This is a genomic window from Brevibacillus sp. JB24b (assembly GCF_051713385.1).
GTDB lineage: Bacteria > Bacillota > Bacilli > Brevibacillales > Brevibacillaceae > Brevibacillus_B > Brevibacillus_B laterosporus.
This window is the reverse complement of sequence record NZ_JBNVQV010000001.1, coordinates 964,470-990,355: the sequence shown is the minus strand read 5'-3', so window position 1 is coordinate 990,355 and position 25,886 is coordinate 964,470. Positions and strand designations below refer to the sequence as shown.

The 25,886-nt window shown below is 40.9% G+C and carries 22 protein-coding genes; 8 read left to right on the top strand and 14 right to left on the bottom strand.

Going from position 1 to position 25,886, the window contains the following annotated elements:
• Positions 1 to 300 precede the first annotated feature (300 nt).
• A complete protein-coding gene (gene ytvI / locus ACQV1I_RS05240) occupies positions 301 to 1,455 on the top strand; it encodes a sporulation integral membrane protein YtvI (RefSeq protein WP_116332997.1) in 1,155 nt (384 codons plus the stop codon).
• Positions 1,456 to 1,654: 199 nt separating this feature from the next.
• Here ytvI and ACQV1I_RS05235 read toward each other — a convergent pair whose 3' ends face one another.
• The 10 genes from ACQV1I_RS05235 to ACQV1I_RS05190 all read right to left on the bottom strand — a co-directional run bounded on the left by ACQV1I_RS05235 (position 1,655) and on the right by ACQV1I_RS05190 (position 13,574).
• Positions 1,655 to 2,059: an FxsA family protein gene (locus ACQV1I_RS05235; RefSeq protein WP_018671445.1), complete on the bottom strand. Its 405-nt coding sequence runs from the start codon at positions 2,057 to 2,059 to the stop codon at positions 1,655 to 1,657.
• Between the two features lie 39 nt (positions 2,060 to 2,098).
• The gene (locus tag ACQV1I_RS05230; RefSeq protein ID WP_176452404.1) at positions 2,099 to 2,539 is read right to left on the bottom strand and encodes an acyl-CoA thioesterase; all 441 of its coding nucleotides are present in this window, start codon (positions 2,537 to 2,539) and stop codon (positions 2,099 to 2,101) included.
• A gap of 106 nt (positions 2,540 to 2,645) precedes the next feature.
• Positions 2,646 to 4,400 carry a pyruvate kinase gene (gene pyk / locus ACQV1I_RS05225; protein WP_094700641.1) on the bottom strand — a complete coding sequence of 585 codons (1,755 nt, stop codon included), beginning with the start codon at positions 4,398 to 4,400 and terminating at the stop codon, positions 2,646 to 2,648.
• A gap of 110 nt (positions 4,401 to 4,510) precedes the next feature.
• Positions 4,511 to 5,470 (bottom strand): 6-phosphofructokinase, encoded by a 960-nt coding sequence (gene pfkA / locus ACQV1I_RS05220; RefSeq protein WP_018671448.1) that lies wholly within the window; start codon positions 5,468 to 5,470, stop codon positions 4,511 to 4,513.
• A 393-nt stretch (positions 5,471 to 5,863) separates the two neighbouring features.
• Positions 5,864 to 6,823, bottom strand: a complete 960-nt coding sequence (gene accA / locus ACQV1I_RS05215; protein WP_094700642.1) for an acetyl-CoA carboxylase carboxyl transferase subunit alpha — start codon at positions 6,821 to 6,823, stop codon at positions 5,864 to 5,866.
• Positions 6,824 to 7,708 carry an acetyl-CoA carboxylase, carboxyltransferase subunit beta gene (gene accD / locus ACQV1I_RS05210; RefSeq protein ID WP_116332995.1) on the bottom strand — a complete coding sequence of 295 codons (885 nt, stop codon included), beginning with the start codon at positions 7,706 to 7,708 and terminating at the stop codon, positions 6,824 to 6,826.
• Between the two features lie 20 nt (positions 7,709 to 7,728).
• Positions 7,729 to 7,911, bottom strand: coding sequence for a hypothetical protein (locus tag ACQV1I_RS05205; RefSeq protein WP_003335246.1), 183 nt, complete (start codon positions 7,909 to 7,911; stop codon positions 7,729 to 7,731).
• A 73-nt stretch (positions 7,912 to 7,984) separates the two neighbouring features.
• On the bottom strand, positions 7,985 to 8,656 hold the full coding sequence (locus tag ACQV1I_RS05200; RefSeq protein WP_018671451.1) for a FadR/GntR family transcriptional regulator: 672 nt from the start codon (positions 8,654 to 8,656) through the stop codon (positions 7,985 to 7,987).
• 70 nt (positions 8,657 to 8,726) lie between these two features.
• Positions 8,727 to 9,968: an NAD(P)-dependent malic enzyme gene (locus tag ACQV1I_RS05195; protein ID WP_104067328.1), complete on the bottom strand. Its 1,242-nt coding sequence runs from the start codon at positions 9,966 to 9,968 to the stop codon at positions 8,727 to 8,729.
• A 147-nt stretch (positions 9,969 to 10,115) separates the two neighbouring features.
• Positions 10,116 to 13,574, bottom strand: a complete 3,459-nt coding sequence (locus ACQV1I_RS05190) for a DNA polymerase III subunit alpha (protein WP_116332993.1) — start codon at positions 13,572 to 13,574, stop codon at positions 10,116 to 10,118.
• Between the two features lie 190 nt (positions 13,575 to 13,764).
• Between ACQV1I_RS05190 and ACQV1I_RS05185 the strand changes: the two genes are divergently transcribed.
• Together ACQV1I_RS05185 and ACQV1I_RS05180 are read left to right on the top strand one after the other, a co-directional pair.
• Positions 13,765 to 14,076: a YtpI family protein gene (locus tag ACQV1I_RS05185; protein WP_162932798.1), complete on the top strand. Its 312-nt coding sequence runs from the start codon at positions 13,765 to 13,767 to the stop codon at positions 14,074 to 14,076.
• Positions 14,077 to 14,385: 309 nt separating this feature from the next.
• Entirely contained in the window at positions 14,386 to 14,760 is a 375-nt protein-coding gene (locus ACQV1I_RS05180; RefSeq protein ID WP_018671455.1) for a helix-turn-helix domain-containing protein, read from the top strand.
• Positions 14,761 to 14,901: 141 nt separating this feature from the next.
• Here the strand turns inward: ACQV1I_RS05180 and ACQV1I_RS05175 are convergent, their stop codons facing one another.
• The 3 genes from ACQV1I_RS05175 to mscL all read right to left on the bottom strand — a co-directional run bounded on the left by ACQV1I_RS05175 (position 14,902) and on the right by mscL (position 17,407).
• Entirely contained in the window at positions 14,902 to 16,212 is a 1,311-nt protein-coding gene (locus tag ACQV1I_RS05175; RefSeq protein ID WP_116332991.1) for a DRTGG domain-containing protein, read from the bottom strand.
• A gap of 292 nt (positions 16,213 to 16,504) precedes the next feature.
• Positions 16,505 to 16,846 (bottom strand): YlbF family regulator, encoded by a 342-nt coding sequence (locus ACQV1I_RS05170; RefSeq protein ID WP_018671457.1) that lies wholly within the window; start codon positions 16,844 to 16,846, stop codon positions 16,505 to 16,507.
• A 99-nt stretch (positions 16,847 to 16,945) separates the two neighbouring features.
• The gene (gene mscL / locus ACQV1I_RS05165; RefSeq protein ID WP_116332989.1) at positions 16,946 to 17,407 is read right to left on the bottom strand and encodes a large conductance mechanosensitive channel protein MscL; all 462 of its coding nucleotides are present in this window, start codon (positions 17,405 to 17,407) and stop codon (positions 16,946 to 16,948) included.
• Positions 17,408 to 17,770: 363 nt separating this feature from the next.
• Between mscL and nhaC the strand changes: the two genes are divergently transcribed.
• Complete coding sequence (gene nhaC, locus ACQV1I_RS05160; protein ID WP_116332987.1) at positions 17,771 to 19,186, top strand: Na+/H+ antiporter NhaC; 1,416 nt, start codon at positions 17,771 to 17,773, stop codon at positions 19,184 to 19,186.
• A gap of 190 nt (positions 19,187 to 19,376) precedes the next feature.
• Here nhaC and ACQV1I_RS05155 read toward each other — a convergent pair whose 3' ends face one another.
• The gene (locus ACQV1I_RS05155; protein ID WP_116332985.1) at positions 19,377 to 20,534 is read right to left on the bottom strand and encodes a DUF445 domain-containing protein; all 1,158 of its coding nucleotides are present in this window, start codon (positions 20,532 to 20,534) and stop codon (positions 19,377 to 19,379) included.
• 80 nt (positions 20,535 to 20,614) lie between these two features.
• Between ACQV1I_RS05155 and ACQV1I_RS05150 the strand changes: the two genes are divergently transcribed.
• From ACQV1I_RS05150 to ACQV1I_RS05135, 4 genes are read left to right on the top strand one after another with little or no spacing between them, the layout of a single operon-like run.
• Entirely contained in the window at positions 20,615 to 22,036 is a 1,422-nt protein-coding gene (locus tag ACQV1I_RS05150) for a YheC/YheD family endospore coat-associated protein (RefSeq protein ID WP_116332983.1), read from the top strand.
• A 19-nt stretch (positions 22,037 to 22,055) separates the two neighbouring features.
• Positions 22,056 to 23,156, top strand: coding sequence for a YheC/YheD family endospore coat-associated protein (locus ACQV1I_RS05145; protein ID WP_018671462.1), 1,101 nt, complete (start codon positions 22,056 to 22,058; stop codon positions 23,154 to 23,156).
• Positions 23,157 to 23,162: 6 nt separating this feature from the next.
• Positions 23,163 to 24,536 (top strand): YheC/YheD family endospore coat-associated protein, encoded by a 1,374-nt coding sequence (locus ACQV1I_RS05140; protein WP_094700649.1) that lies wholly within the window; start codon positions 23,163 to 23,165, stop codon positions 24,534 to 24,536.
• A 28-nt stretch (positions 24,537 to 24,564) separates the two neighbouring features.
• The gene (locus ACQV1I_RS05135) at positions 24,565 to 25,848 is read left to right on the top strand and encodes a YheC/YheD family endospore coat-associated protein (protein ID WP_094700650.1); all 1,284 of its coding nucleotides are present in this window, start codon (positions 24,565 to 24,567) and stop codon (positions 25,846 to 25,848) included.
• Positions 25,849 to 25,886 lie beyond the last annotated feature (38 nt).

Genomic DNA, 25,886 nt, shown 5'->3' with positions numbered 1-25,886 from the left:
GATAAATCTTCTCCCCCTATAACTCTTTTGCGAAAAAAGCGAAAAAAATGAATTTTCTTTTTGCATAAACTTTTGCATAAAGTAAAAGGCAGGAAAGTAAGACATAAGATATATAACGGGTAAACTAGAAAAGAAAGAGTAAAACAACATTTCGACACCAATTATAAAAGATATTGACGATTTTGTGAATGATAAAAATTCAAACAGTTATACTTTAGGGTCAAAATGTCTTAAAACTTGCGTAAAATGTATCTCTTCCTGCATAATAATACGTGACAGAAAAATCGACAGTTTGATGAATTGATAGATCGGGAGGGAACTACACTGACCCCAGAAACTTGGCTAACGCGCCTTTTTCAAGGCATTCGTTTTTTATGGGTGATTCTTTGCATCGTTGCCTTGTATTTTGCAGTCACAAAGATCACTCCTCTTATTTACCCGTTTATTATCTCTTTAATCATTGCGCTCATTGTAAACCGTCCCGTCAATAATTTAACTGAACGGCTTCGATTTCCCCGTTGGCTCTCCGTAACAGTAGTTTTGCTACTCTTGTTACTTATTGTCACTGGGGTTATTACATTGGTGGTCAATACGACCGTAAATGAAATCGGAAATTTGGTCAAGTTATTACCTAGACTTTCCGTAGAGTTTACTGGATATATCCAAAATTTTCTAACCCACGATTTTATCGCAAATTTATATCAGCGTTTCCAGTTTTTCTATACACAACTGGATTTAAACTCTCAGACCACTATTGATTCTAACTTGAAAGAAGCACTTCATACGATTAGTAATAGCTTTCAAACGATTATCGTTGGAGCATTATCTGGCATCAATGCCTTCCTTTTGTCACTGCCAAGCTTAGGTACGGTATTTGTCATTTCTTTGTTAGGTGCATTTTTCTTGAGTAAGGATTTTTATCTGTGGAAATCACGCATGCTCAGGATTTTACCCACAGGTGTTAATCACCGAATGGATCAAATCATTCTAGACTTGCGTTCCGCATTAGTAGGCTTTTTAAAAGCGCAGCTCACTCTCATCTCAATTACCGCAGCCGTTGTAATTATCGGTCTTTTAGTCTTACGAGTGGAGTATGCTGTTACGATAGGGTTATTAACCGGTTTAGTTGATTTACTGCCATATTTGGGCACAGGTACAGTATTTGTCCCATGGATCATTTTCTTATTCTTTAAGGGGCAATATGGGCTGGTTGTAGGCCTTTCTGTTTTGTATGGCATAGTTGTGATTTTCCGTCAGATTATTGAACCAAAGATTGTTGCTGAAAATGTAGGACTAGACCCCTTGCTCACATTGGTAGCCTTATTTGCGGGATTAGAATTGTTTGGGGTGTTAGGTTTGATCATTGGACCCGTTAGTCTAGTGATTATCAATGCTTTAGTTAAGGCGAAAATCTTTGAAGATTTATGGATGTATGTGGTAAAGGGTAAGTTGTAGATCATTTGATTTGTAATATGTGTTTACTTCCTAGAGTTGAAGGCGCCTCCTACATATGGACTTGGCGCCTTTTTCATGTTTCAAACAACGCAGTAAGTACGCTACCTACTTCTTTAGCAACTCCAGCTAGTCACCCCACAATTTTCTATTCAACAAAAATAGAGGCCCGTCTCCCGTCAGGTTGATGGCCCCTATCCCATTATCTTCTAAAATGAATAAACTTTATCATTTTCCCAGAAGCAATCATCGACATAATCCATGCTTTTAAGAAATAACGTCCTATCATTCTCGTGTATGGTATTAAAAAGATAATACCAATTATATCGGTGAAAAACCCAGGAAAAACAAGTAAAAAACCACCAAATAAGATAAACAATCCATCCAACAACGCGTCGGTTGGCATTTGCCCTCGTGATAGCTGTAATTGTAACAATTTTAAAGTCTGCGTTCCTTGTTTTTTAGCAAGATATGCCCCTACCACTGATGTTAAAATAACCAAAAGGATCGTCCATGGTCCTCCAATCATTTTTCCTACTGCAATGACTCCCCAAATTTCCAAAATCGGTATGATTAAAAAAAGCACAAACAAAATTCGTAACCACATGGGCATATCACTTCCTCTGCCTGATAATCAAACCAACTATTACGTGAGACATTTTTCATACTCAGATTGTAAACAGGAATACAGTTCTGGAATCACTTTAGGAAGACGAATTGGTTTTATTTGTGGATTCGTAAAAACATGCTCCGTTTTCCCTGTCACCAATAATTTATTGTCATTTACTCGATAAATCTCATAACCAAGATTCATACGAATGGGGGTTAGATACTCAATAGACGTACGAATCTCAATCTCATCGTCGTATCGAGCTGGTGAATGAAAAGACAGAGTAGCGTTGGTTACTGGTAAAAGTACTCCTTTTTCTTCTACCCCTTTATAGGATATTCCAGCTATTTCTCTAATATATTCAGTTCGTCCAAGTTCAAACCATGTTAGATAGTTTGTATGATACACGATTTTCATTTGATCTGTTTCGCTGTAGCGAACCCGAAGATGATAGGTATGATAAAAAGCTGGATTCATTTCATTATAGCCTCCTATCTTTGTAAAACCTTTTCTCATATAGTAGCACAAAAAGGACCATCGAATAATCTCGATAGTCCTTTTCTTCATAAGAAACGAACGTTTGTTACAGTACAGGAGCCATGCCAGTAAAGATTTTTCCACGTTCTGAATCAACAGTTACTTCCATGCCATCCTTAAAGATAGCTGTAGCATTGTTTACACCGATTACAACAGGTGTATTTAAGTTCAAGCCAACAATAGCTGCATGAGAAGTGAGTCCGCCTTCTTCTGTGATAACAGCGGCTGCACGTTCAAATGCAGGAATCATATCAGAATCAGTACCTAGACATACCAAGATGGAGCCTTTTTGTACTTTTTTCATTGCCTCTTCTGCTGTGCGAGCAACTACAACATTACCAGTTACTACTTTTTGCCCAATTCCTTGTCCTTTGGCAAGTACATCGCCAATCACATGGATTTTCAATAGGTTTGTTGTACCTGTTTCGCGAACAGGAACACCTGCTGTGATTACAACCAAATCACCATATTTAACCATACCTGTTGTCAAAGCTTCACGTACAGCGATGTCAAACATTTCATCTGTTGTTTCTGCTTGCTTCGTTACAACTGGATACACTCCATACATTAGAGAGAGGCGACGAGCAACACCTTGATGTGGAGTTACTGCGATAATTGGTGCCTTAGGACGGTATTTAGAAACAAGACGAGCTGTATGTCCACTTTCTGTAGAAGAGATAACAGCCGCTGCATTTAGGTCTAGAGCGGATTTTACTACTGCTTGAGAAATTGCGTCTGTTACTGTTACACGGTTGCAGGAAGCATGAGCTTTCATTACTTCACGATAGTTCAAGCTTTGCTCTGCACGAAGAGCGATGCTGTTCATTGTTTGAACAGATTCTACTGGATATTTACCTGCTGCTGTTTCTCCAGATAGCATGATAGCATCTGTACCATCATAAATTGCATTCGCTACGTCACTTGCTTCCGCACGAGTTGGGCGTGGGTTGCGTTGCATAGAATCCAACATTTGTGTTGCTGTGATAACTGGTTTACCAAGCAAGTTACATTTTTGAATCATCATTTTTTGGCAAACAGGAACTTCCTCAACTGGAATTTCAACACCAAGGTCTCCACGAGCTACCATTAAACCATCGGATACTGCCAAAATTTCATCGATGTTGTCAACACCCTCTTGGTTTTCGATCTTGGAGATGATGTCAATTTTCGCCCCATGTTTATCAAGAATTTCACGGATTTCCAATACGTCAGAACCCTTACGAACAAAGGAAGCCGCGATAAAGTCAACGCCTTGCTCGATACCAAATTTGATATCTGCTGCGTCCTTCTCTGTAATACCTGGCAAGTTGATCGAAACTCCAGGAACGTTTACACCTTTTTTACTTTTTAATGTACCACCGTTTTTGATAACACAAATGATTTCAGTACCTTCAATTTTTGTAACTTCCAGACCGATCAGACCATCATCGATTAGAATTTGGCTACCTACTTTTACATCGTTAGGAAGCTCAGGATATGTGATTGATACACGCTCAGTTGTTCCAGCCATCTCTTTTGTTGTTAGGGTGAAGGTATTGCCTTCTACTAGCTCTACGGAGTCTACAGACATGCTACCTGTACGAATTTCAGGTCCTTTCGTATCCAACAGGATAGCTACCAATTTCCCTGTTTCTTTTGCTGCCTGACGAATATTTCTAATACGAGCTCCATGCTCTTCAAAGTCACCGTGAGAAAAGTTTAAACGCGCTACGTTCATACCCGCGCTAATTAGTTTTTTTAGTGTTTCCACCGATTCTGATGCCGGTCCAATAGTACATACGATTTTAGCCTTGCGTAACAAAATAATCCCTCCAAAAATTGCTTAGTATTACAAAAGAACAGGGCGTTCCTAACCTAAATAGTTCCATTAGAACGCCACTGAAATTTTTATGCTTCTTGAAAAGTTACCAATTAAATGGATAGAGAACGCGCTAATTGGTAAACGGACAAGTCAAGTTGATGTTTTTGATCAAGCGCTTCATCAATGTCAACGTCTACTATGTTATTGTTCTTAATTCCAACCATACGATCCGCTTTGCCTTCAAGTAGCAAATCGACAGCAGCTGCACCTAAACGACTTGCTAACATACGGTCGAAAGCAGTTGGAGAGCCACCACGTTGAATATGTCCCAGAACAGTTACACGAGTTTCCCAGCCTGTTTCTGCCTTAATCACATCAGCGAACTGTGAAGCTTGACCTACCCCTTCTGCAACAATGATGATGGAATGCTTTTTACCACGGCGATGACCTGAACGTAGACGCTCCAGAATATCTTTCATATCCGTATCTGCCTCAGGAATGATGATGGATTCTGCTCCGGCAGCCAAACCAGCCCACAGAGCCAAGTCACCTGCATCACGTCCCATAACCTCAACAATGTACGTACGCTCATGGGAAGTAGCCGTATCGCGGATTTTGTCAATGCATTCTACTACAGTGTTTAATGCTGTGTCAAAGCCAATTGTAAAGTCAGTGCATGGGATATCATTATCAATTGTACCTGGAACACCAATGGTTGGGAATCCAAGTTGGGTTAGTTTTTGCGCACCGCGGAACGAACCATCTCCCCCGACAACAATTAGCCCTTCGATTCCATGTTTCTTTAATTGTTCAACCGCTTTTGCTCGTCCCTCTTCCGTTCTGAACTCGTCACTACGAGCTGTGAAAAGCATTGTACCACCACGATGAATAATGTCACCTACAGAACCAAGGGTTAATTCCTTGATGTTACCGCTAATAAGACCATTATATCCATTGTAAACTCCAAAAATCTGAACGCCTTTGTAAATAGCTCGACGTACCGCAGCACGGACAGCCGCGTTCATACCTGGAGCATCGCCACCACTAGTTAAAACAGCAATTTTTTTCATAGTACTCACCTCTTCATTTTCTCCTTTCCTTAGGATGGCTCTCTGCATCATTTTCTATTGGTAACGAAAATGAGAAACCTGGGGAAAGTTTTGTAAACAAAAAACCTGCCTACATGTTACAAAACACCATATTCATACGATCGAAACAATAAATATTTACCCAATAATTTGGTAATCATGATGGTGTTATACCAATTCGGTAAATTAGTCACGCAGTATGTATAAATGGCGTATATTAATAGGCTGTTATACAACAAACTTCCGGTTTTAGCCATTCCATTTTGGAATTTGTGACATACTTTTTGTTAGTTTTTCTTTTTTTGCCAAGTTCGTCTTCCGAATACTGATTCTAACAGATTTTCAGCGTCTAAAAAAGCAAAAAACTCCCCTTTTTTATGAAAGGGAAGTAAATGTGCCAATTTGTTTAAATTTGTTATAACGATGCTGTACTAATTCATTAGGATACAGTTTTTCAAGCTCAGTCAAACCATTAAGCAATGACTGTTTAATAAAGCCAGCTTGTTGGATTAAATCACGATGTGCCCCACCAAATGGTTCCGGAATAATTTGATCGATAATACCTAATTCTAATAAATCTGGGGCAGAAATTTTCATGGTTTCTGCTGCTCGCATAGCAAGACTAGAATCTTTCCATAAAAGAGCTGCAGCTCCCTCTGGAGAAATAACCGAATAAACGGAGTTCTCTAGCATATAGATATGGTTACCGACACTAATGCCTAGAGCCCCTCCACTACCGCCTTCTCCGATGACCACACAAATAATAGGAACCGTAAAGTTAGCCATTTCAAGCAAATTCCGAGCAATCGCTTCACTCTGTCCGCGCTCTTCTGCTGCTTTACCTGGATAAGCTCCTTGCGTATTAATAAACGTAATGATCGGTCGACCAAATTTCTCGGCCTGCTTCATTAACCGCAACGCTTTACGATAGCCCTCTGGATGAGCCATACCAAAATTACGACTAATATTTTCTTTGGTATCTTTCCCCTTTTGATGACCGATAACAGTGACAGGTCGACCTTCCAAGCGTGCAATACCACCAACAATCGCCATATCATCTCCATAGGAACGATCCCCATGTAGTTCCATAAAATCAGTAAAAATATGCTTGATATAATCAAATGTTGTGGGACGCTCTGGATGACGAGAAATCTGTACGCGTTGCCACGGGGTTAAGTTCCCGTAAATTTGCTCAGCCAAATCTTTCGCTTTTGCCTCCAGACGCTTTACTTCATCTGTAAAATCAATCCCTTTTTCTTCTGTAAACTTACGGAGTTCTTTAATTTTATCGTGCAGCTCTACTAATGGTTTTTCAAATGAGAGATCTGTTGCCATTTATTCTACCTCCCTATTTGTGTGCAAAGCGACCAACGTACCTAAAGTCTCACGCATATCCTTGCGATGCACCACCATGTCAAGCTGTCCATGCTTTAATAGAAACTCCGCAGTCTGAAAATCTTTAGGAAGCTCCTGACGAATCGTTTGCTCAATAATACGACGACCTGCAAAGCCAATCTGTGCACCTGGCTCGGCAATATTAAAATCACCAAGAGACGCAAAACTAGCAGATACACCACCGGTAGTTGGATGAGTTAATACAGAGATATATAACAATCGTTCATTCGCCAATTGAGCCAATGCAGAGCTTGTTTTAGCCATCTGCATTAGACTGATCATTCCTTCCTGCATACGTGCTCCACCAGAAGCAGAGAACAGGATAAATGGCAGCTTACGCTCAATAGCGCGTTCAATCGCCCGTGTAATCTTTTCACCAACAACTGCACCCATGCTTCCCATTCGAAAACGTGAATCCATGACACCTAATACAACAGGTATCCCCTGAAGCAGACCCTCTCCCGTAATAACCGCTTCATTCAAATTTGTTTTGGTACGATCTTGTTCTAATTTATCTTCATAACCCGGAAATTGAAGAGGGTTATCTGAAATTAACTCAGCATCAAATTCTTCTGTAAAACTACCATTATCCAGTAGCGATTGAACACGCTCTGGAGAAGACATAGGAAAATGATGCTGACAGCCTTTACAGACTTTTAAATTTTTCTCCAAATCCTTGGAATAATGGATCGATCCACAATGGGAACATTTATGCATAAGACCTTCTGGAACCTCTTTCGGTTCAACAGTCGGAGCTTGTTGCGTCATTGACACGCTAGGTACAGTCGCAAATTTGCGCTTTTTCCCAAAAAGATCTTTGAGCACACTATCACCTCACATTTGTTTCAGTGAAGAACCGTGCCGAGAACCTCTTGCACTTCGGACAGTTCGCCCTCTGGCACCAGTATCTCATATTGTTTGGATACTTTAGCCTCACGAACCTTCACCAGAAATCCTTCACTTGTTAAACGGTGTTGAATACGTTCGGCAATCTTGGCGCTAGGAGCGATGTAGATGACAGTCCACATGATAATCCTCCTTACTGCTGTAAATCTGACAATCTGTGCCTCATCATATCACAGCCCCTACAGCACCTGCAATTTATAACATGCTGTTGTCAAGATGTACCTTCATATATTCCATCGCCTTTAATTCATTACCTTCGCGGATTGCCTCCATAACTTGCACATGTTCCTGATGAGCAATACGCGCTCTTCCCTCACGCGCTAAAGAGTCTTTGCGAATTCCGCCACTATATTCCACGAGTGGAGCCCATATTCGGTGTAAGACAGAATTGCGGCTCGATCTACATATGACCCGATGAAATAAGTAATCTTCCTCCCATGGAATGTCTCCTTGCTCCAACTTATCCCAAGCAGAATCCAGAATGCGTTCCATTTCCTCAAAGTGCTTACTACCTGCTCGGGTGCACGCAAGACGTACAGCATCCAGTTCTAGAATCTTGCGCATTTCTACGAGATCTTTTTTTGTTTTTGCGTCCCGTAGAATGTAAGAACCTAATAAATCGATCAACCGGTTATGCCGATAATGCTTCAAAAAGGTGCCTTCCCCACGTCTCGTCTCTATTAGACCCAACAGCTCTAAAGCTCGGAGCGCCTCACGTACAGAGGAACGCCCAACACTTAATCGCTCGGAAAGCTCTCGCTCTGAGGGGAGTTTATCCCCAGGACGTAAATTCTCTTCTGCAATGATTTCGTTCAATTGCATGAGAATTCCTTCATACACTTTCCGATTGGTGGAGGAGTCTGTCATAGTACTCCACTCCTTCGGCTAAAAATCAGTAGAAGGCGATTTCTATCGCCTTCTCTTATACAGCTACTTGCTATTCTTGATATGAGAAAGCAGAAAGTTTTACTGTTTTTGCTTTTATTTCTTCTAGATCAACAGTTAGACGAGCTACACCGCTATCCATCGCAGCTTTAGCAACTGCAGCTGCTACGTTCGAAGCAACACGAGCATCAAACGGAGCTGGGATAACAAAATCAGCATGTAACTGATCTCCATCGATTAAATCAGCGATAGCATAAACAGCCGCTAATTTCATTTCTTCATTGATTTGAGTCGCCCTTGTATCCAACGCACCACGGAAAATACCTGGGAATGCCAGTACATTATTAACCTGATTTGGGAAATCTGAACGTCCTGTTCCTACCACTGCCGCTCCTGCCTTTTTAGCCTCTTCCGGCATGATCTCAGGTGTAGGGTTAGCCATTGCAAAAATAATAGCATCACGGTTCATAGATGTAACCATCTCAGGAGTTACAGCTCCTGCTGCAGAAACACCAATGAATACGTCAGCGCCAACCATTGCATCTGCTAAATCGCCTTGCATTTTTTCACGATTCGTTAGCAAAGCAATTTCTTCTTTTACTGGATTCATACCAAATTGGCGACCTTCATACACAATTCCTTTTGTATCGCACATAATTACTTCTTTTACACCCATGCTAATTAAAAGTTTAATAATTGCGATACCAGCGGCACCAGCACCGTTGGCAACTACACGGATATCTTGTATTTTTTTATTCACTAATTTTAAAGCATTGATGAGACCCGCAGCTGTTACAATTGCTGTTCCGTGCTGGTCATCGTGGAACACGGGAATATTGGTTTCTTTTTTTAGACGTTCCTCGATTTCAAAGCACGCAGGTGCTGCGATATCTTCTAGATTCACGCCTCCAAAAGTCGGCTCTAGAAGTTTTACTGTTTCAATAATCTTCTCTTTGTCCGTTGTATTCAAGCAGATCGGAAACGCATCTACACCAGCAAAAGATTTAAATAATACAGCTTTCCCTTCCATAACAGGCATGGCTGCTTCTGGACCGATATTACCAAGTCCTAGCACGGCTGTTCCATCGCTAACTACGGCAACCAGATTGCCTTTCATGGTATATTCGTAAACTTTGCTAGGGTCGTTAAAAATCTCTTTGCAAGGCTCGGCTACACCAGGCGAGTATGCTAGGCTTAAATCATGTGCATCGCGCACTGGCACCTTCGTAACTGATTCTAGCTTTCCTTGATGTACTCTGTGAAGTTCAAGAGCTTCTTCTCTTAAATTCGACACCTAAATCACTCCATTCTCGCCTGAGTAAATTACCCATATTGTTGTATGTCGAAGTGGTCAGACCACTCAAACGCCGTTACTGTTCATTATATCAAATCATTTCCAACTGTAAACCTGCTATAAAGCGCAAAAAAGGGAGGACTTCGTTCATCCTCCCCCATTTATGGGCAATTCTTTCTGAATTACACACTCATCTCCCACTATTTCTTTCATTTTCTCCAGTATTTCCGTATTTGCTTCTACTCGATATTCGTTTGGTAGGCGTAAAATTTGTTTTTTCTGTTCGTAATAAAGGAGAACTGGGGTCAGCCCATTGTGTTTAGTAAACAATTCTTTTAAACGAACCAGAGCATCGTCTCTTTCATGTTCTGGAGAGATTTTAATAAATAATACACTTTCCATCTGTGGCTTGGGCAATGTTTTTCCGTCCCAGATTCTGTTAGCGATCAATTTAGGTGTATCTCCCTGACGATCTATTCGTCCTTCAATAACAACGATTGACTCCTTGTATAAAAAGGTTTGGGCCAATTGGAATATTTTCGGAAAAACAACAACCTCTACTTGAGCCATTTTATCTTCTACCTGTAGAAATGCCATTGGGTCGCCTTTTTTTGTTTGGATTCGCTTAGCTTCTGTAATCATCCCTACAATTTTTACCACATGCTGATGGGGTAAATCATCCAGATTGGGAATCATGCTTACTTCCTTATGCTGTGTTAGATAAGAATAGGGATCGAGTGGATGACCAGACAGATAGACACCTAACAGCTCTTTTTCCTCTTGTAAGCTTTGGATATGAGAGAAGGGAGGTACCTCTGGATATTCTAGCTTCTCTCGATGATTGCCTTCATCATCACGGGTGGCTTCACTTGTAAATGCAAACAAATTTAACTGAGCAGCCTCTTTTTCTTTTCGACGTGTACCACCCTTCTCCATCGCTTCATCAAGCATCAATAAAAGCTGAGCCCTATGACCTGGCAATGAATCCAACGCACCACAAATAATCAAAGACTCAATCACACGGCGGTTAACTAATCTACTGTCTACTCTTGAACAAAAATCAATCAGATCCGAAAACGGAGCTTTTACCCGTTCTTTGACAATTGACTCGATAGCACCGTAACCTACATTTTTAACAGCAGCCAATCCAAAGCGGATCGCCTGTTTATCAGGCTCTACGCTAAATAACGCTTCGCTAGCATTTACGCAAGGAGGGAGCACTGGTAGACGTAGGCGCTTTGCTTCTTCTACATATTCAGCAATCCTCCCTTGGCTACCAATCGACATCGATAGTAAAGAAGCCATAAAAGCTAATGAATGATTCGCTTTTAAATACGCCATCTGGTAGGCAATAATCGCATACGCGACTGAATGGGCTTTGTTAAAACCGTAATCAGCAAATTTAACAATCAGATCATAGACTTCATTGGCAAGCTGCTCCTCATATCCTTGAGCAATGCTCCCTGCCACAAATTTCTCACGTTGTTCCATCAATAGCTCACGTTTCTTTTTCCCTACGGCCCGCCGTAAAATATCAGCCTCACCTAGAGTAAATCCAGCCATTTTCGAAGAGATCTGCATGATTTGCTCCTGATAAATAATAAAGCCATGCGTCTCTTGCAAAATCGCCTCCAAATCGGGATGAGCGTAGTGCACTGGAGTTTTACCATGCTTGGCTTTGATATAATCCGGGATAATTTCCATAGGACCTGGACGATATAAGGCAAGAACAGCGACGATATCGCCCAAACAGGTTGGCTTTAAATCTCGAAGCACATTGCGAATTCCCGCCGATTCCAATTGAAACACCCCTGTTGTTTCACCACGAGTTAACATCGCAAAGCTTTTTGCATCCTCTATCGGCAATGAGTCTAATGACAATGGAACGCCCTGACGGTTCATTTCCTTTAACGTTTCCTGAATAATGGTCAGGTTGCGTAGCCCTAAAAAATCCATTTTTAACAAACCGACCTGTTCTAAAATATCCATTGGAAACTGTGTAAGTAATAGCCCCTCACTACCTTCTTGCAAGGGAACATATTCTGTTAAAGGTTCACGTGAAATGACCACACCAGCCGCATGGGTAGAAGCATGACGCGGTAATCCCTCCAGCCCGCGCCCTAACCGGATGAGCTTAGCTACATCCCGATTCTCCTCCGTTAATCGCTCTAAGTCAGGGTTAAGCTTGAATGCTTTATCAAAAGTCATAGACGGAGATTGTGGTATCATTTTCGCTACGCGATCTACCAAAGCAAGTGACAATCCCAAGGCCCGGCCAACATCGCGAACAGCAGCCCTTGCAGCAAGTGTACCAAAAGTAATAATCTGCGCTACCCGATCATGACCATATCTGTCAGCTACATAATGAATAACCTCATCACGACGCTCCACCGCAAAGTCAATATCGATATCAGGCATAGTAATGCGCTCTGGATTGAGAAAGCGCTCAAATAGCAGATTATGAGCAAGCGGATCTACATTGGTAATGGAAAGAGCGTAGGCGACCAAGCTGCCTGCCGCTGATCCTCGACCCGGACCAGTTGCTATTCCTTGCTCGTGAGCATATTTCATAAAATCCCAAACGATTAAAAAGTAATCTGTAAAGCCAGTCCCTGTTATAACAGATAGTTCATAATCAAGGCGTTCCAGCACCTCAGCATGTAGGGCACCGTAGCGCTTGACACACCCTTCTTCACATATTTTGCGCAAATATTGCTCCGCCTCCACTCCCTCTGGTAACGGAAACCGTGGCAAAATGTGCTGATCTAATTGAATCTCCACCCGACAGCGCTCTGCTATACGAAGAGTGTTTTGTAGTCCCTCTTTAGCGTAGACAAACAGACTAGCCATTTCTTCAGCTGATTTAAGATAATATTCTTCCGTCTCGTAGCGAGCTCGGTTAGCATCTGTAATTGTTACACCTTGGCCAATAGCCAGCAGAACGTCGTGTAGCTCTGCCTCCTGCTTTTCCACATAATGCACGTTATTTGTGACTACTAGTGGAATTTGTGTCGCCTCATGCAATCTTAATACACGTTGATTCAGACGACGTTCTTGTTCTGTTCCATGATCCTGAAGTTCCAAGTAAAAGTGCTGTGGGCCAAAAATATCTGCATACCAGCCGGCAGCTTGTTTCGCTGCCTCTAAATCGCCCGCTAATAATAGCTGGTTAATCTCTCCTTCTGTGCAACCACTTAGAGCAATCAGGCCATTTGTATATCGTTTTAGTCTTTCCCGATTTATGCGTGGTAGCACTTGCGCTCCCTCTGTATGAGCAATCGTAGATAACTGAATTAAATTTTTATAGCCTTGCTCGTTCTCTGCTAGTAACGTCAAATGATAGGGAGCCTTGGTATGTCGTGTTACCCGATCACGCAAATCTCCGTCAATTAGGTAAATTTCCATGCCAATAATGGGTTTAATGCCTTTATCTAGACATGCTTTATAAAAAGGAATGACTCCGTATAGATTAGCATGGTCTGTAATTGCTAAGGCTGGCATCTTAAGCTCAGCAGCCTTTTCCACCAATTGCTCAATCCGTGCGGCCCCATCTAATAGACTAAATTCGCTATGCACATGTAAATGAACGAAGGATGCTGTCATCATCTTGCTCCTTCCTATCCTACTGATCTTCGTATATCCCTATTATACCCGAAGGAGCTATTGAGGCGAACCTTTATTCGTGTAATAGAAAGCTATAACTTGTAAGAACATGCGGATTTTTCCGTCAATAAGTATGCTATAATACAAAGGTCTTGATTTTTTAATTTTAAAAAATAAGGGTAGGTGTTACATTATGTGGTTTGCTATTTATTTTACCGGCATGATTGCCTCCCTCATCATGGGAGTCTACTATAGCATTAACGCTCGTCGCCGTGGTCTTCATCCATTGCAATCCCGTATGACACTTGGAAAAATGAATATCTCCTTAGGCTGCCTGCTCATCTTATTTGGTCTCAATCAATTTTCCTTTCAAGATTTGGATGCCGTTCGAATAGGTGTTGCTTTGGTAATGTTGTTGGTAGGTATTATTAATCTCGTGCTTGGTGCGAAACACTATATCCGAAATAAACAAGAATGGCTACGAGTAGCGGAGACACTAAAATAAAAAGCTATATAAAGCAACGAAAACCTGACACTCCTTCCAAGTTGAAAAGAATGTCGGGTTTTTTACTATTGTTATTACGAATTAAATGTAGTAACGTTTATTAATATTTACAATCAATATACTTAACATAAATATAAAAATCTTCTACCTCTTTTACTCATAAAACAATATAATGGAGAATGTTTGAATTTTTTTTAGGGACATATGTAACAGGAGGTTTGATTCACTCGTCATATAATGAGTAGAAAATCAGGCCTGTTCATAAGTGTGTATGCAAACATGCGAGAATTTTGTTTAGGAGCAATTTGTATGGAGAGAATTGGGTTCGTTATGAAAGAAGCACGGATTTCAAAAGGGATAAGCCTAGAAGATATTCATAAAAAAACAAATATCCCTTTGTCTTATTTGGAGGCAATCGAACAAGAAGAATTTTCTAAAATTCCTCATCAAGTGTATGTCCAAGGATTTGTGAAAAGTTACGCTAGCGTTTTAAAATTAGATGTCACAGCTTATATGGACCAGTTACCAAAGCCAGAGCCCTCCGCTCCGCCAAACTATATTACGCATCAACGAAAATGGAAATTGGGTAGTTTTTTCCTTTCTGGTACAGGATTTTGTCAATTACTTGTAGTGATCTTTATGTTATTCATCGCAGGTGTAACGTATATGGGTTTTCGTATGTAAGAGATTCTTGGCACATGCTCATTTGATTTTAGCAAGAACGGTAGTTCCTACTTCTATCAATCCCCAAAATTTCATGTTTCCACAGCGCAAAAAACCGGAGAAGGATATGAATTCCTTGCTCCGGTTTTGCTATAATCTGCACTATCTTTCCAGAACCTGCGCTGTAACCATTGCTTTTCCTACCATTTGATCGCGGTGGAACACTTCTACCTCTACCTTCCCAAAGCGACGACTAACATCTAGCAAACGCGGTTTTATCTTTAACTGGCTTTCAATCTGAACTGGTTTTAAGAAATATACGGTAATGTTCTCTGGCACCATATCTCCACGTCGATGACGGCGCAATTCATTACAGGCTACTTCTGTCATGACTGTGGTCAATACACCACTTGCAATCGTTCCCAGATGATTGGTCATCTGAGGAGTTACTTCGCCGATATAGGTTACTTCATCCCGATCCTTTTCTTCACGGAACTGACTCATGATCATATTGGGAAAGGTTTCGCTTAATTGCGGTTGTTTTTGCATATATTGCAAGGCCTTCAGAACTTCTTGGCGTGTGATGACTCCCAGTAGCTTTTTGAAATTATCCACAACCGGTAACAATTCGATGCCTTCCCACGCCATCAGATGAGCGGCGGAAGCAACAGATATCCTTGGTGACGTTGTAATTGGGCTACGTGTCATCACTTTATCCACAGTAACATTGTCTTCATTACCTATGATATCTTTAGATGTAAGAATACCAACTAGCCGGCGAAATTCATCCACTACAGCGAAGCGTGTCTCTTTATATTTTTCTGTGTACAAATGCCATTTTTTCACTTGATCTGTAGGCAATAATACGGGAACCTCATCCAATGGTTTTACAATATCCTCTACCATGACAATCTCTTTTTTGATGAGACGGTCATAAATAGCGCGATTTAATAAAGAAGCCACACTAAATGTATCGTACGTCGTAGAAATAATCGGTAATTCCAATTCGTCTGCTAGCGCTTTAACTTCCTCACTCGTATCAAATCCACCTGTCACTAATACAGCAGCACCGTTTTGTAAGGAAAGTCGATGAGCCTGCTCTCGGTTTCCGACAATTAATAAACTACCAGGTTGAATATATTTGACCATGTTTTCTAACTTCATGGCACCTATCAAAAATTTATGTAAAGTCTTATGTAAGCCTTCTTTACCACCCAACACACTACCATCCACAATATTTACTACTTCGGCAAAAGTTAAACGATCAAAGTTTTCCTTATGCTTTTTCTCGATCCGGACGGTTCCTACCCGTTCAATGGTACTAACATATCCTTGTACTTCCGCCTCTTTGATCGCTCGATAAGCCGTTCCTTCGCTTACTTCGAGATCCTTGGCGATCTGTCGGACAGAAATCTTAGTTCCGATGGGAAGGCGATCAATATGTTGTATGATTTGTTCATGCTTTGTTGCCAAGTTAGCCACCTGCCCTTTTTTTACCGTTTTTACCAATGAAAAATGCTATATGATCATCATACGAGTCGTATCGTGTATGCACTTCATTAACTTAAAAAGGCTCCTTGCAACAATTTTACCCCATGCCTAGACAAAAAAAAAGGGTGTAACGGCGCCCGTTACACCAAATCACGTATATAATTTAAGGGGGTTTTCATCATGTTTTTATCATATCCCCTTAATATTACAGGAATGTTACAAACCAATTACAAATGCATTTCATTTCAGTTAGTTCTTCGTTTACAAACAGAAATTACTTTTCAATACCGTATAAAACCTGTAGAGGCTCAGCAATGATGCGATTAACATCTTCCATAATTTGCCCAAGAACACGCTCTGCTTCAAGCACCTTACGGATATCTTGATGAATCTGAACCGTTTCATACAACTTTTGAATTTGTTCAATATCTTCTTGTCCCACTTCTTGTCCGCTCATTTGTTTCATTTGCAATTCAAATTGTTTTTGACGGAAATCAGCTAGCATGCGACTAGCATCTGGGTCTGCACTCACGTTTTGCTGAGCTGTAAGAAATGTTTTGTACTCGTCGCTATCTTTAATGGCACGTGCCAATTCATGTGCTTTATCGTAATTCACAGTATTCCCTCGCTTTTTTAATAGAATGTATTGTAAGTAGTGTAACAGATTTGCTTTTAAACTGACAATCTTTGGTTACTTACATGTTCCTCTTAGCTTTTACGCTGATGGATGTCCATCCACTAATTGAGAGGTGCATGCTGGACAACGCTTTGCCTCTAAAGGAATGCTAGAAATGCAATATGGGCACTCTTTGGTTGTAACTGCTTCTTCTTTTTTTATTTCTTCCTTGTTCTTACGCAGTTTATTTAACTGTCTAATCACAATAAAAATACTAAAGGCTACAATGAGAAAATCTAAAACAGAATTCAGGAACATACCGTAGTTAAGCGTTGCTGCACCTGCTTTTTTTGCCTCTGCTATCGTATTATAATGATCCCCCGATAAATTTATAAATAGATTAGAAAAGTCGATACGTCCTAAGAGTAAACCAACTAATGGCATAATTAAATCATTAACAAGAGAGGTAACGATTTTACCAAAAGCTCCTCCTATCACAACACCGATCGCCAAATCTACGACGTTGCCTTTCATCGCGAATTCACGAAATTCTTTCCACATATTCATCACCTTTCTTCTGCATTATACATTGTAGTATTATGACCAAAACCAAAGGATGAAACAACTACCAAACTCTCGATTTCCTCCATCTATTTACTAGTTATAAATAAAATGACGAATCAAAAAAGTCTGACCAATGTTTTTTTGACTTTACCTGTTTCGCCCCATTAGTTGTAAGAAATGAAATAGAGGTTACAACCCTTACAATTTACAGAAAACAAAAATTATTTTAACCTAATTGTAAACTTTCTATTTTTCAGGTAAAATAATTTTATAAACAGTTAACTTTAGTGCTTGAAAGCGTATAAGCGTTAAAGTGACACTAAACATTTTTTACCAATAACAGAAAAAGGAGGTACTCAGATGCAGCATCAACCATCATCTACTTGGACAAAAATTCCAGATTCACTCGCTCTTATTCTCATTTTATTGGTGGTGATTGGTTATCTAGTGCTCAATCTGCAGGCTCCTCCACAAATCGCTATCTTATTGTGCATCATGATCTCCGTTGCCTTTGGGTTTTGTAGAAAAATACCTTGGAAGGTAATGGATAAAGGAATTCGGGAAGGAATTATTTCTGGTATACCTTCTATAGTAATTTTTTTGCTGATCGGGGTATTAATTGCGGTTTGGATTGCCTGCGGTACGATTCCAACCATGATTTTATACGGATTCTCTCTTATTTCCGTTAACTACTTTCTGGTTACAGTCTTTATTATGTGTTCACTCGTTGGAACTAGTATTGGGAGTGCCTTTACGACAGTAGCTACTATCGGTGTTGCCTTTCTTGGAATGGGTAAATTGTTAGGAATTGATCTGGCATTGATTTCAGGTGCGATTATTTCTGGAGCATTCTTCGGAGATAAAATGTCTCCGTTGTCAGATACAACCAATCTGGCTCCTGGGGTCGCAAAAGTAGATTTATTTGAACATATTCGTCATTTGCTGTGGACAACCATTCCTGCTTTTATCATTTCTTTAGTACTATATTTTTACCTAGGAAGCACTGTTACTAGCCAAGTTCCACTAGATTTTGAAACCATGCGCAAAGGCTTGGAAATGAGTTCGTTTATTCACTGGAGCACGTTCCTGCCACCATTACTTTTATTTATTATGGCTTACAAACGGATTCCAGCTATACCTGCTCTATTTGTAGGCATTGTATCTTCTTTATTATTGATCATGATTACTCAACCAAATCAATCGTTGGTCTCTCTATTAACGATTATGCAAAGTGGCTTTGTTTCAACAACAGGACAAGCTGCAGTGGATTCTCTACTATCACGTGGGGGTCTTCAAAGCATGCTTTCTTCTGTCTCGCTTATTTTATTAGCGTTAGGCTTGGGCGGGATCCTATATGAAATCGGTGTGATTTCTAATTTGGTTTCCTGTATCCAGCAATTTGTGAAAACTCGTGGGCGATTGATTTTTTCTACCGCCATGTCAAGCCTCAGTATCAATGTGTTAGTTGGGGAGCAATATCTCTCCATTATTTTACCGGGAAGAGCCTTTCTACCAAGCTTCGAAAAGTTAGGGTTAGCCCGTAAAAATTTGTCACGTGTGCTAGAAGATGCAGGAACAGTAGTTAATCCACTAGTTCCCTGGAGCGTGTGTGGGGTCTTCTTAACTGGAGTGCTAGGAGTAGGAACCTTGGAATATTTGCCCTATGCCTTCTTCTGTCTACTGTGTCCAGTTATTACTGTCATTCTCGGCTTTACTGGAATTGGAGTTCCTAACGAGGTACCTACATCCAAGACACAAAAGCCATCAGGAATGTAAAAATAATGAGATATTGATTTTAAGAGAAAACAAGCGATTTGTCATTAATTTGGCAAATCGCTTTTGTTTTCAAAATAAATATTCTCTACCATAACGAAAGAGGAAGATGCCCCACCAAAATTTTATTTCTTCCATTGGTAAAGGGTACTCTCTTCATTACTTGCCCCCCTCTTACATACCTTCCAGTGGTTTACGTTAAAAAGTTAAGTAAACCTTGCACAAGTCCAATAATTGCTCCCAGTACAAAACCAAGTACTGTAATCATGCGGAACTCCCTACCCGAAATACCAATTATCATTTCCTCTAAACGCTCTAACGGAAATCCCTCTACTTGTTTCGTAACAATTTCCTTGATATGAAGCGAGTCGAACAATCTATCAACATTTTCCTCTAATTTCACTGTAAACCAATGGGCGATTCTTGGTAACCAGTATGTAGATATTTTTTCCTCGAAGTTACTCAGCATCTCTCCCACACGCTTGTCCAACAAACCAATTCCTAGCTCTTCACCTTTAGCGAACAGCTTCTCTTTCCACTTGTCCAATTCTTCTTGGCTCAGCATGTCAAGGAAATCACCTATCGGGCGCTCCAATTGCTTATTCGTTTCTACATGAAGCGTCGATTTTAATTTATCAATAAGCTGTGGGTTGCTTAGAATGGATTCCAAGTGTGGCATAATCTTGGCAACTAGCTTTTCGTCCCCTAAGAACATGCTCACTAAGCCGCCAAACATACCTCCGCTTCCCCCTATAAATTGACGAATCAACGCTTGAATCTGAGCTTGACCTTCTGGTGCTTGTAGATAGTCCTTTAATCGGCTAATCAACATCTCTCCAAATTGATCTACAAGTACCTCCACTTTATCCAAAATTTCCGTGGGTAGTAATGACTCTACGGTCCTGCCTTCTATGCCTTTTAGCCAATTTGTTACACGAGCATCGTAGGCTGAATATATGCCTTTTCTCATTTGTGAAGCTAGCTTATCTCCATCTAATAATGCACCTGGCATAAATTTTTCGATTAGCTCACGAAAGGTTACATCACTTGCTATCCATTTTTGCATGAAACTCTCTGCTATTTGAATAAGCTTCTGTTCCATTCCTGCTGCTCGTAGTCCCTGTCTAACCCCTTCTCTCGTTAGCAAGTGACTCTCCACCAATTTTCCCATTTCAATTGAGATTTGCTGATGCCGTCTTGGGATAAGTCCTGGAGTAAATGGAACCCGAAATCTGCCTATTTTTCTTTCACGATGTGGGCGAAACAGCATACGGATAGCCAGATCATTCGTGATGCCACCAATAGCTGAGCCAATCCCTACATTGAGAAGTAATGTTATCCAAGCATTCATGTTTCTACTCCTATCTGGAACCAATTATTTTTAAAACTCATAAGATAGACTAACCTAACGCCTATGGAAAGGGGATCATCATGTCATATGTTCGCACTATCATTGAAGCATCTATACCCATAGAAGCACGGTCTGATCTACAGCTCCCCCTTCATGTCATGAAGAGTCTAGACATTCCCTCAGGTGTCTCCATCACCGTTTGCTTTGGCGTATCAAAGGCGCAAGCAAACGTTACAGGAGTAGATCAGGCTTCACATGTCATTATGTGTCCTTCCCTTGTTCGTGCTCTCCATATTCCTACCGGAACCAAATTTCTCATGCGATATGATTCTCAACAGCAAACGCTTTATTTCGGCCCCTATTTGGGGATTTTACTCACTAGCTATCAACAGGGTCATAAACAAGAGCCTTTTGGTTCCCTCTCTTCTTTTATTAATGAAGTGGTTGATACGTTCAATCAGAAAGGTGGCTTCGCTTGTATCTTTTCCATAGATGACGTTGATTGGGAGAATAAAACGGTTTCCGCATTCGTTAGGCAGAAAGATCTCTGGCAGAACCTTACTCTTCCGCTCCCCCATTCAATCTACAATCGACTATCTTCTCGACAACGAGAGCAGAGTGAAAAGGTAGTAGATTTTGTGGAACGCTGTAAATTATTGAAGATCCCCTTTTTTAATGAGCGTTTCTTAAACAAATGGCAGGTCCATAAAGCCCTACGCAATGATGTAGCCGTCTCCACTTATTTGCCAAAAACCACGTTATTTAGCCCAAACGGTGAGCTATCAACTATGCTACAAACCCATCGTATCGTGTACGCCAAACCGGCTAATGGCAGTTTGGGAAAGGGTATTTTTCGCCTGATACAAGCAAATGGTGAATACGGTGTTCGATTTGTATCAAAAGGCAAGGTAGTCTCCTTAAGGCAAAAAAATCTCTACTCTTTGCAAAAATTCCTACGTAAGCGTTGTAAAGGAAAACCTTATGTTTTACAACAAGGCTTAAACCTTATTGGTATCGACTCCAATCCAACCGATTTTCGCGTTTTGGTACAAAAGAACAATCGAGGCATTTGGGCAACCACCTCCATCGTTGCTCGAACGGGTCAAAATTCTATTGTCTCAAACGTCGCACGCGGTGGTAGTATCATGACTGCTAAACAGGCCCTGCGAACATGTGGCCCATGGAACCGTAATAAAAAGCCAACTATTCCCAAACTCAAGAGAGTAGCTCTGCTCATCGCTGAACGGTTAGAATACGCTTTACAAGGTGAATTCGCAGAGTTCGGTATTGATCTAGGTATTGATACAAACGGAAAGGTTTGGCTATTAGAGGTTAACAGCAAACCATCCAAATGTATTACCAGTTTACGATTGCGCGAAAACGAAACTGTTCCCCGACAGGCAAGACCTTCCGTTCGACATTTAGTAAACTACACCGCTTTTTTACATGGCTTTACCCAACCAATCTGTCAAACACCACCTTATAGAAAGAAGAACAGATAAGACAGCGTAGGTGATCAGAATGAGAAATCAAGAAAAAACATTAGGAATTATGGCCATTTTCAAAGGATCGCCAAACCAGCCAACCTTCCGGGAAAAGTCTTATTATACCACCTTAACACGTATTGGAAGCAAGCTAGGTATACGCATAGTCGTCTTTTCTCCTCGTCAGGTTGATTTTACCTCACGTACCATAATAGGTTTTGAACTCATCGAACAAATTTGGAAGCGCATAGAAATTCCCTTTCCACAATTAATTTATGATCGGTATTTTATGGGACCCCATGTGGCTAAATATAGACCGATTATCGAACGCTTGCAAAATGATCCAAAAATCACTTTCTTAGGTCGTGGATTATCGGGAAAATGGCAAGTGTACAACATGCTGATAAAATCAAACGATTTACAAAAATGGTTACCACAGACACAACTCTTTAACCCTACTCTTCTTGAAACAAGTCTGGCTGAACAAGGGGCTGTCATTATAAAACCCATGGCTGGGACCCATGGTAGTGGAGTAATTCGTATCTCTTCTGTAAAAAAAGGGTATGAACTGATAGGTAGAACTCGGGATAATAAACCCTTTACACGAACCCTGCGCACTAAAAAAAGTCTTCTCACCTGTATTAAAAAGATAACAACGGGACGTAAGTACATCTTGCAACCCTATTTGAGCCTACACACCACAGATGGATTACCCTTTGACATACGTATTTTAGTCCAGAAAAACGGGAGAGGCAATTGGACAACAACCGGAAAGGCTGTACGAGTAGGGAAGAAAAAAAGCATTACCTCTAATCTACACGGTGGGGGAATCGCCGTACCATTAGAAGATTTCCTTCTGAAACATTATCCACATGACTTATGTAATCAAATCATAGAGGAAGTGGGTATGCTTGCTCAACTCCTTCCCCCTTTTTTAGAAAAAAATCATGGTCGTTTGGTAGAGCTGGGAATAGATGTAGGGGTCGATACGCAAGGGCATGTATGGATTATTGAAGTAAATTCACGACCAGGTCGCACGGTATTCCGCCAAATTGAAGATGGGAATGCCAGATTACATTCGGTCGCACAGCCAGTAAAATACGCTGAATATCTCTTGAATAAGCGTATAGGAGGTTAGGAGTACATGGAAACCATCTCAGTACGGTTACGATTTCTTACCTACTCCCGTATCAAAGGCATCGTGCTCCCTTCCCATCTATGTCGGGACTGGGGATTTAAGAATCGACAACGAGTTGCTTTCTCGCACGGGCAAATAACGGTACATGGAATCATTATTGAAGATAAAAAGCAAAAATCCGGTAATCTAGTCAAAGTAACATCACCACTAAAAGAAGCCTTATCCATCCCTCATACCGGTATGATCCATTTAAAATACGAAGATGGAACAATTCGCGTCGGCCCATCCATCGGTATCATCACCACAGGTATACGCGATGGAGGTAGAGCACCTATTGGGCCTAGATCTGGCTTTTTTCAAAAATTATTGTCTGCTCAGAAAGGAAAAGGGGTCTATTACTTTATCTTTTCACCCAATGATGTAGATTGGTCATCTAATCGAGTATACGGCTGGTTCTTGCGCTCTTCTAATAAGGGGCAGTACGTATGGAAAAGATTTTGGACTGCCATGCCAGATGTATTGTATGATCGCGTTCCCTCTCGTGCAGCGGAGCGCCAGGAGTCCGTCAAGGATTTTAAATCTCGCGTAGCCAATGAAAATTATGTTCCCATGTTTAATATTGGATTCTTTGACAAATGGGGCGTTCATCAACGCTTGTATCCTATGCCGGAAATAAATGAGTTCATTCCAGAAACTCAAGTAGCTCCTACACTCACCATGTTAAAAAGCATGCTTGACAAATATTCTATGGTCTATCTAAAACCGAAAGATGGTAGTCTCGGGTATGGAATATTAAAAATAAAGCAACTTACAAAGGGATACCAGCTCTCTTACCATAGCGGAGCAGGTAACGTCACCCGACGCTTTCAGAAATTACCCAAATTGTATCAGCATGTGTTTCAAACACGCCGAGCAAGTAACTACTTGATTCAGCAAGGCATTGATTTATGCACCTATTCAGATCGTCCTCTTGACTTCCGAGTTCATTTGCATAAAAACGTGGAAAATAGTTGGGTCGTCTCCTGTATAGCTGCCAAAGTAGCTGGTGTTGGAAGTGTCACTACCCACGTTCGCACTGGAGGAAGGATCATTCCAGGTAAAGAACTACTAGAGACTCTATTCCCAGAACAGCATCACACTTTAGAAAAACGCGTTCGTGAAGCTTCTATTCGCTTAGCCAATGCGATTGAGTTTGCTTATGGCACGAATCTAGGTGAACTCGGTCTAGATATAGGTATCGATAAGAAAGGGAATATTTGGATGTTCGAAGCTAACTCTAAACCAGGACGTTCTATTTTTAAACATGCCCGTCTAAAACAAGCAGATGAAATGTCGCGTAGTTTACTCGTTGATTACAGTCGCTATTTAGCTAATTTTTAACACGGGCTGAAGGAAGGAGGAGTTTCTAATGTCCCACTGGCAATCCGGTTGGCTGACCATACTCCCCTCAGGACAATGGTATGTAGAGGGTACCCACTTTCCCATCCCGCTTAGTACCACACAACGTATCACCGTGCCATTGGGTCCGCTCCACGTCGAGCAAACATTAAACCTAGGATTAGTTCCTACTGTAGTAGGTCGCTATCGTACCCGCATCAGATGGAGCATATATAACAATGTGTTGCAGATTGCTCCTCTTATCGGCATTCTTACTTCTGGCAAAGGCGAGTCATTTAAAGGAAATAGGGAAAATTTTCAGGAGATAAGTAAAACGGGACAAAAGCTAGGAGCACTCGTGTTTGTATTTACTCCAGACGGTATAGACTGGGAAACTTATAGAATACGAGGTTACTTATACGATCAACGTAGAGAATACTGGCAAAGGTTTGAAACTCCCTTTCCTCATGTTATATATAATCGAATTCCAACACGAGCAGTGGAGGAAAAAGAGCACATGCAGGAAACTCTCAAACGCATCTCACAACTGAAGAACGTGACACTCTTCAACCGTCAGTTTTTCGATAAGGAAAGCTTATTTACCTTCCTACAATCCAGGAAGGAAATCGTTCCTTTCTTGCCCGATACTTATACATTAGATTCATGTGAGCGATTGAAGTCCTTTGCTAAAAAACATGATGTACTTTACCTAAAACCTATACGTGGAAAAGCTGGGCGAGGAATCATGCGTCTTGAAAAACACGATAATATCTGGATTTTACGCCGTGTTCATCAACAAAAATCACTATACAGATCATTTTACGATTTAGATGAACTATGGACATATCTTTGGCCAATTCTGCAGCGGAAACCCTATATCATTCAGCAGGGCATCATGCTTGCTACCTATAATAATCGACCATTTGATGTGCGTGTCCTTACACAAAAAAATGGTCAGGGGCATTGGGATATAACTGGAGTAGGCATTCGCCAAGCAGGGGCCCGAAGCATTACCACCCATGTCCCACGTGGGGGTACTATTCTTTCGCCAGATAAAATCCTTCCCAAAATTTTTGGGGAAGAGTGGGCCATTTACATCCAACAAAACATTCGAAATATTGTACTCGTTATAGCTAAAGCCCTACAGCAGAATATGAGAGATCTTGCTGAGATGTCTATGGATTTAGGAATAAATTCTGAGGGTGATATCTGGTTTTTCGAAGCAAATTCCAAGCCAGAAAAATTTGATGAACCAGATATTCGCCGCGCCTCACTACGCAACATTATTTATTACTCGCAACACATGTGTAAGTGAAAAAGGCTCCTTACATGAATTCAGCCCTTCCCTTCCTA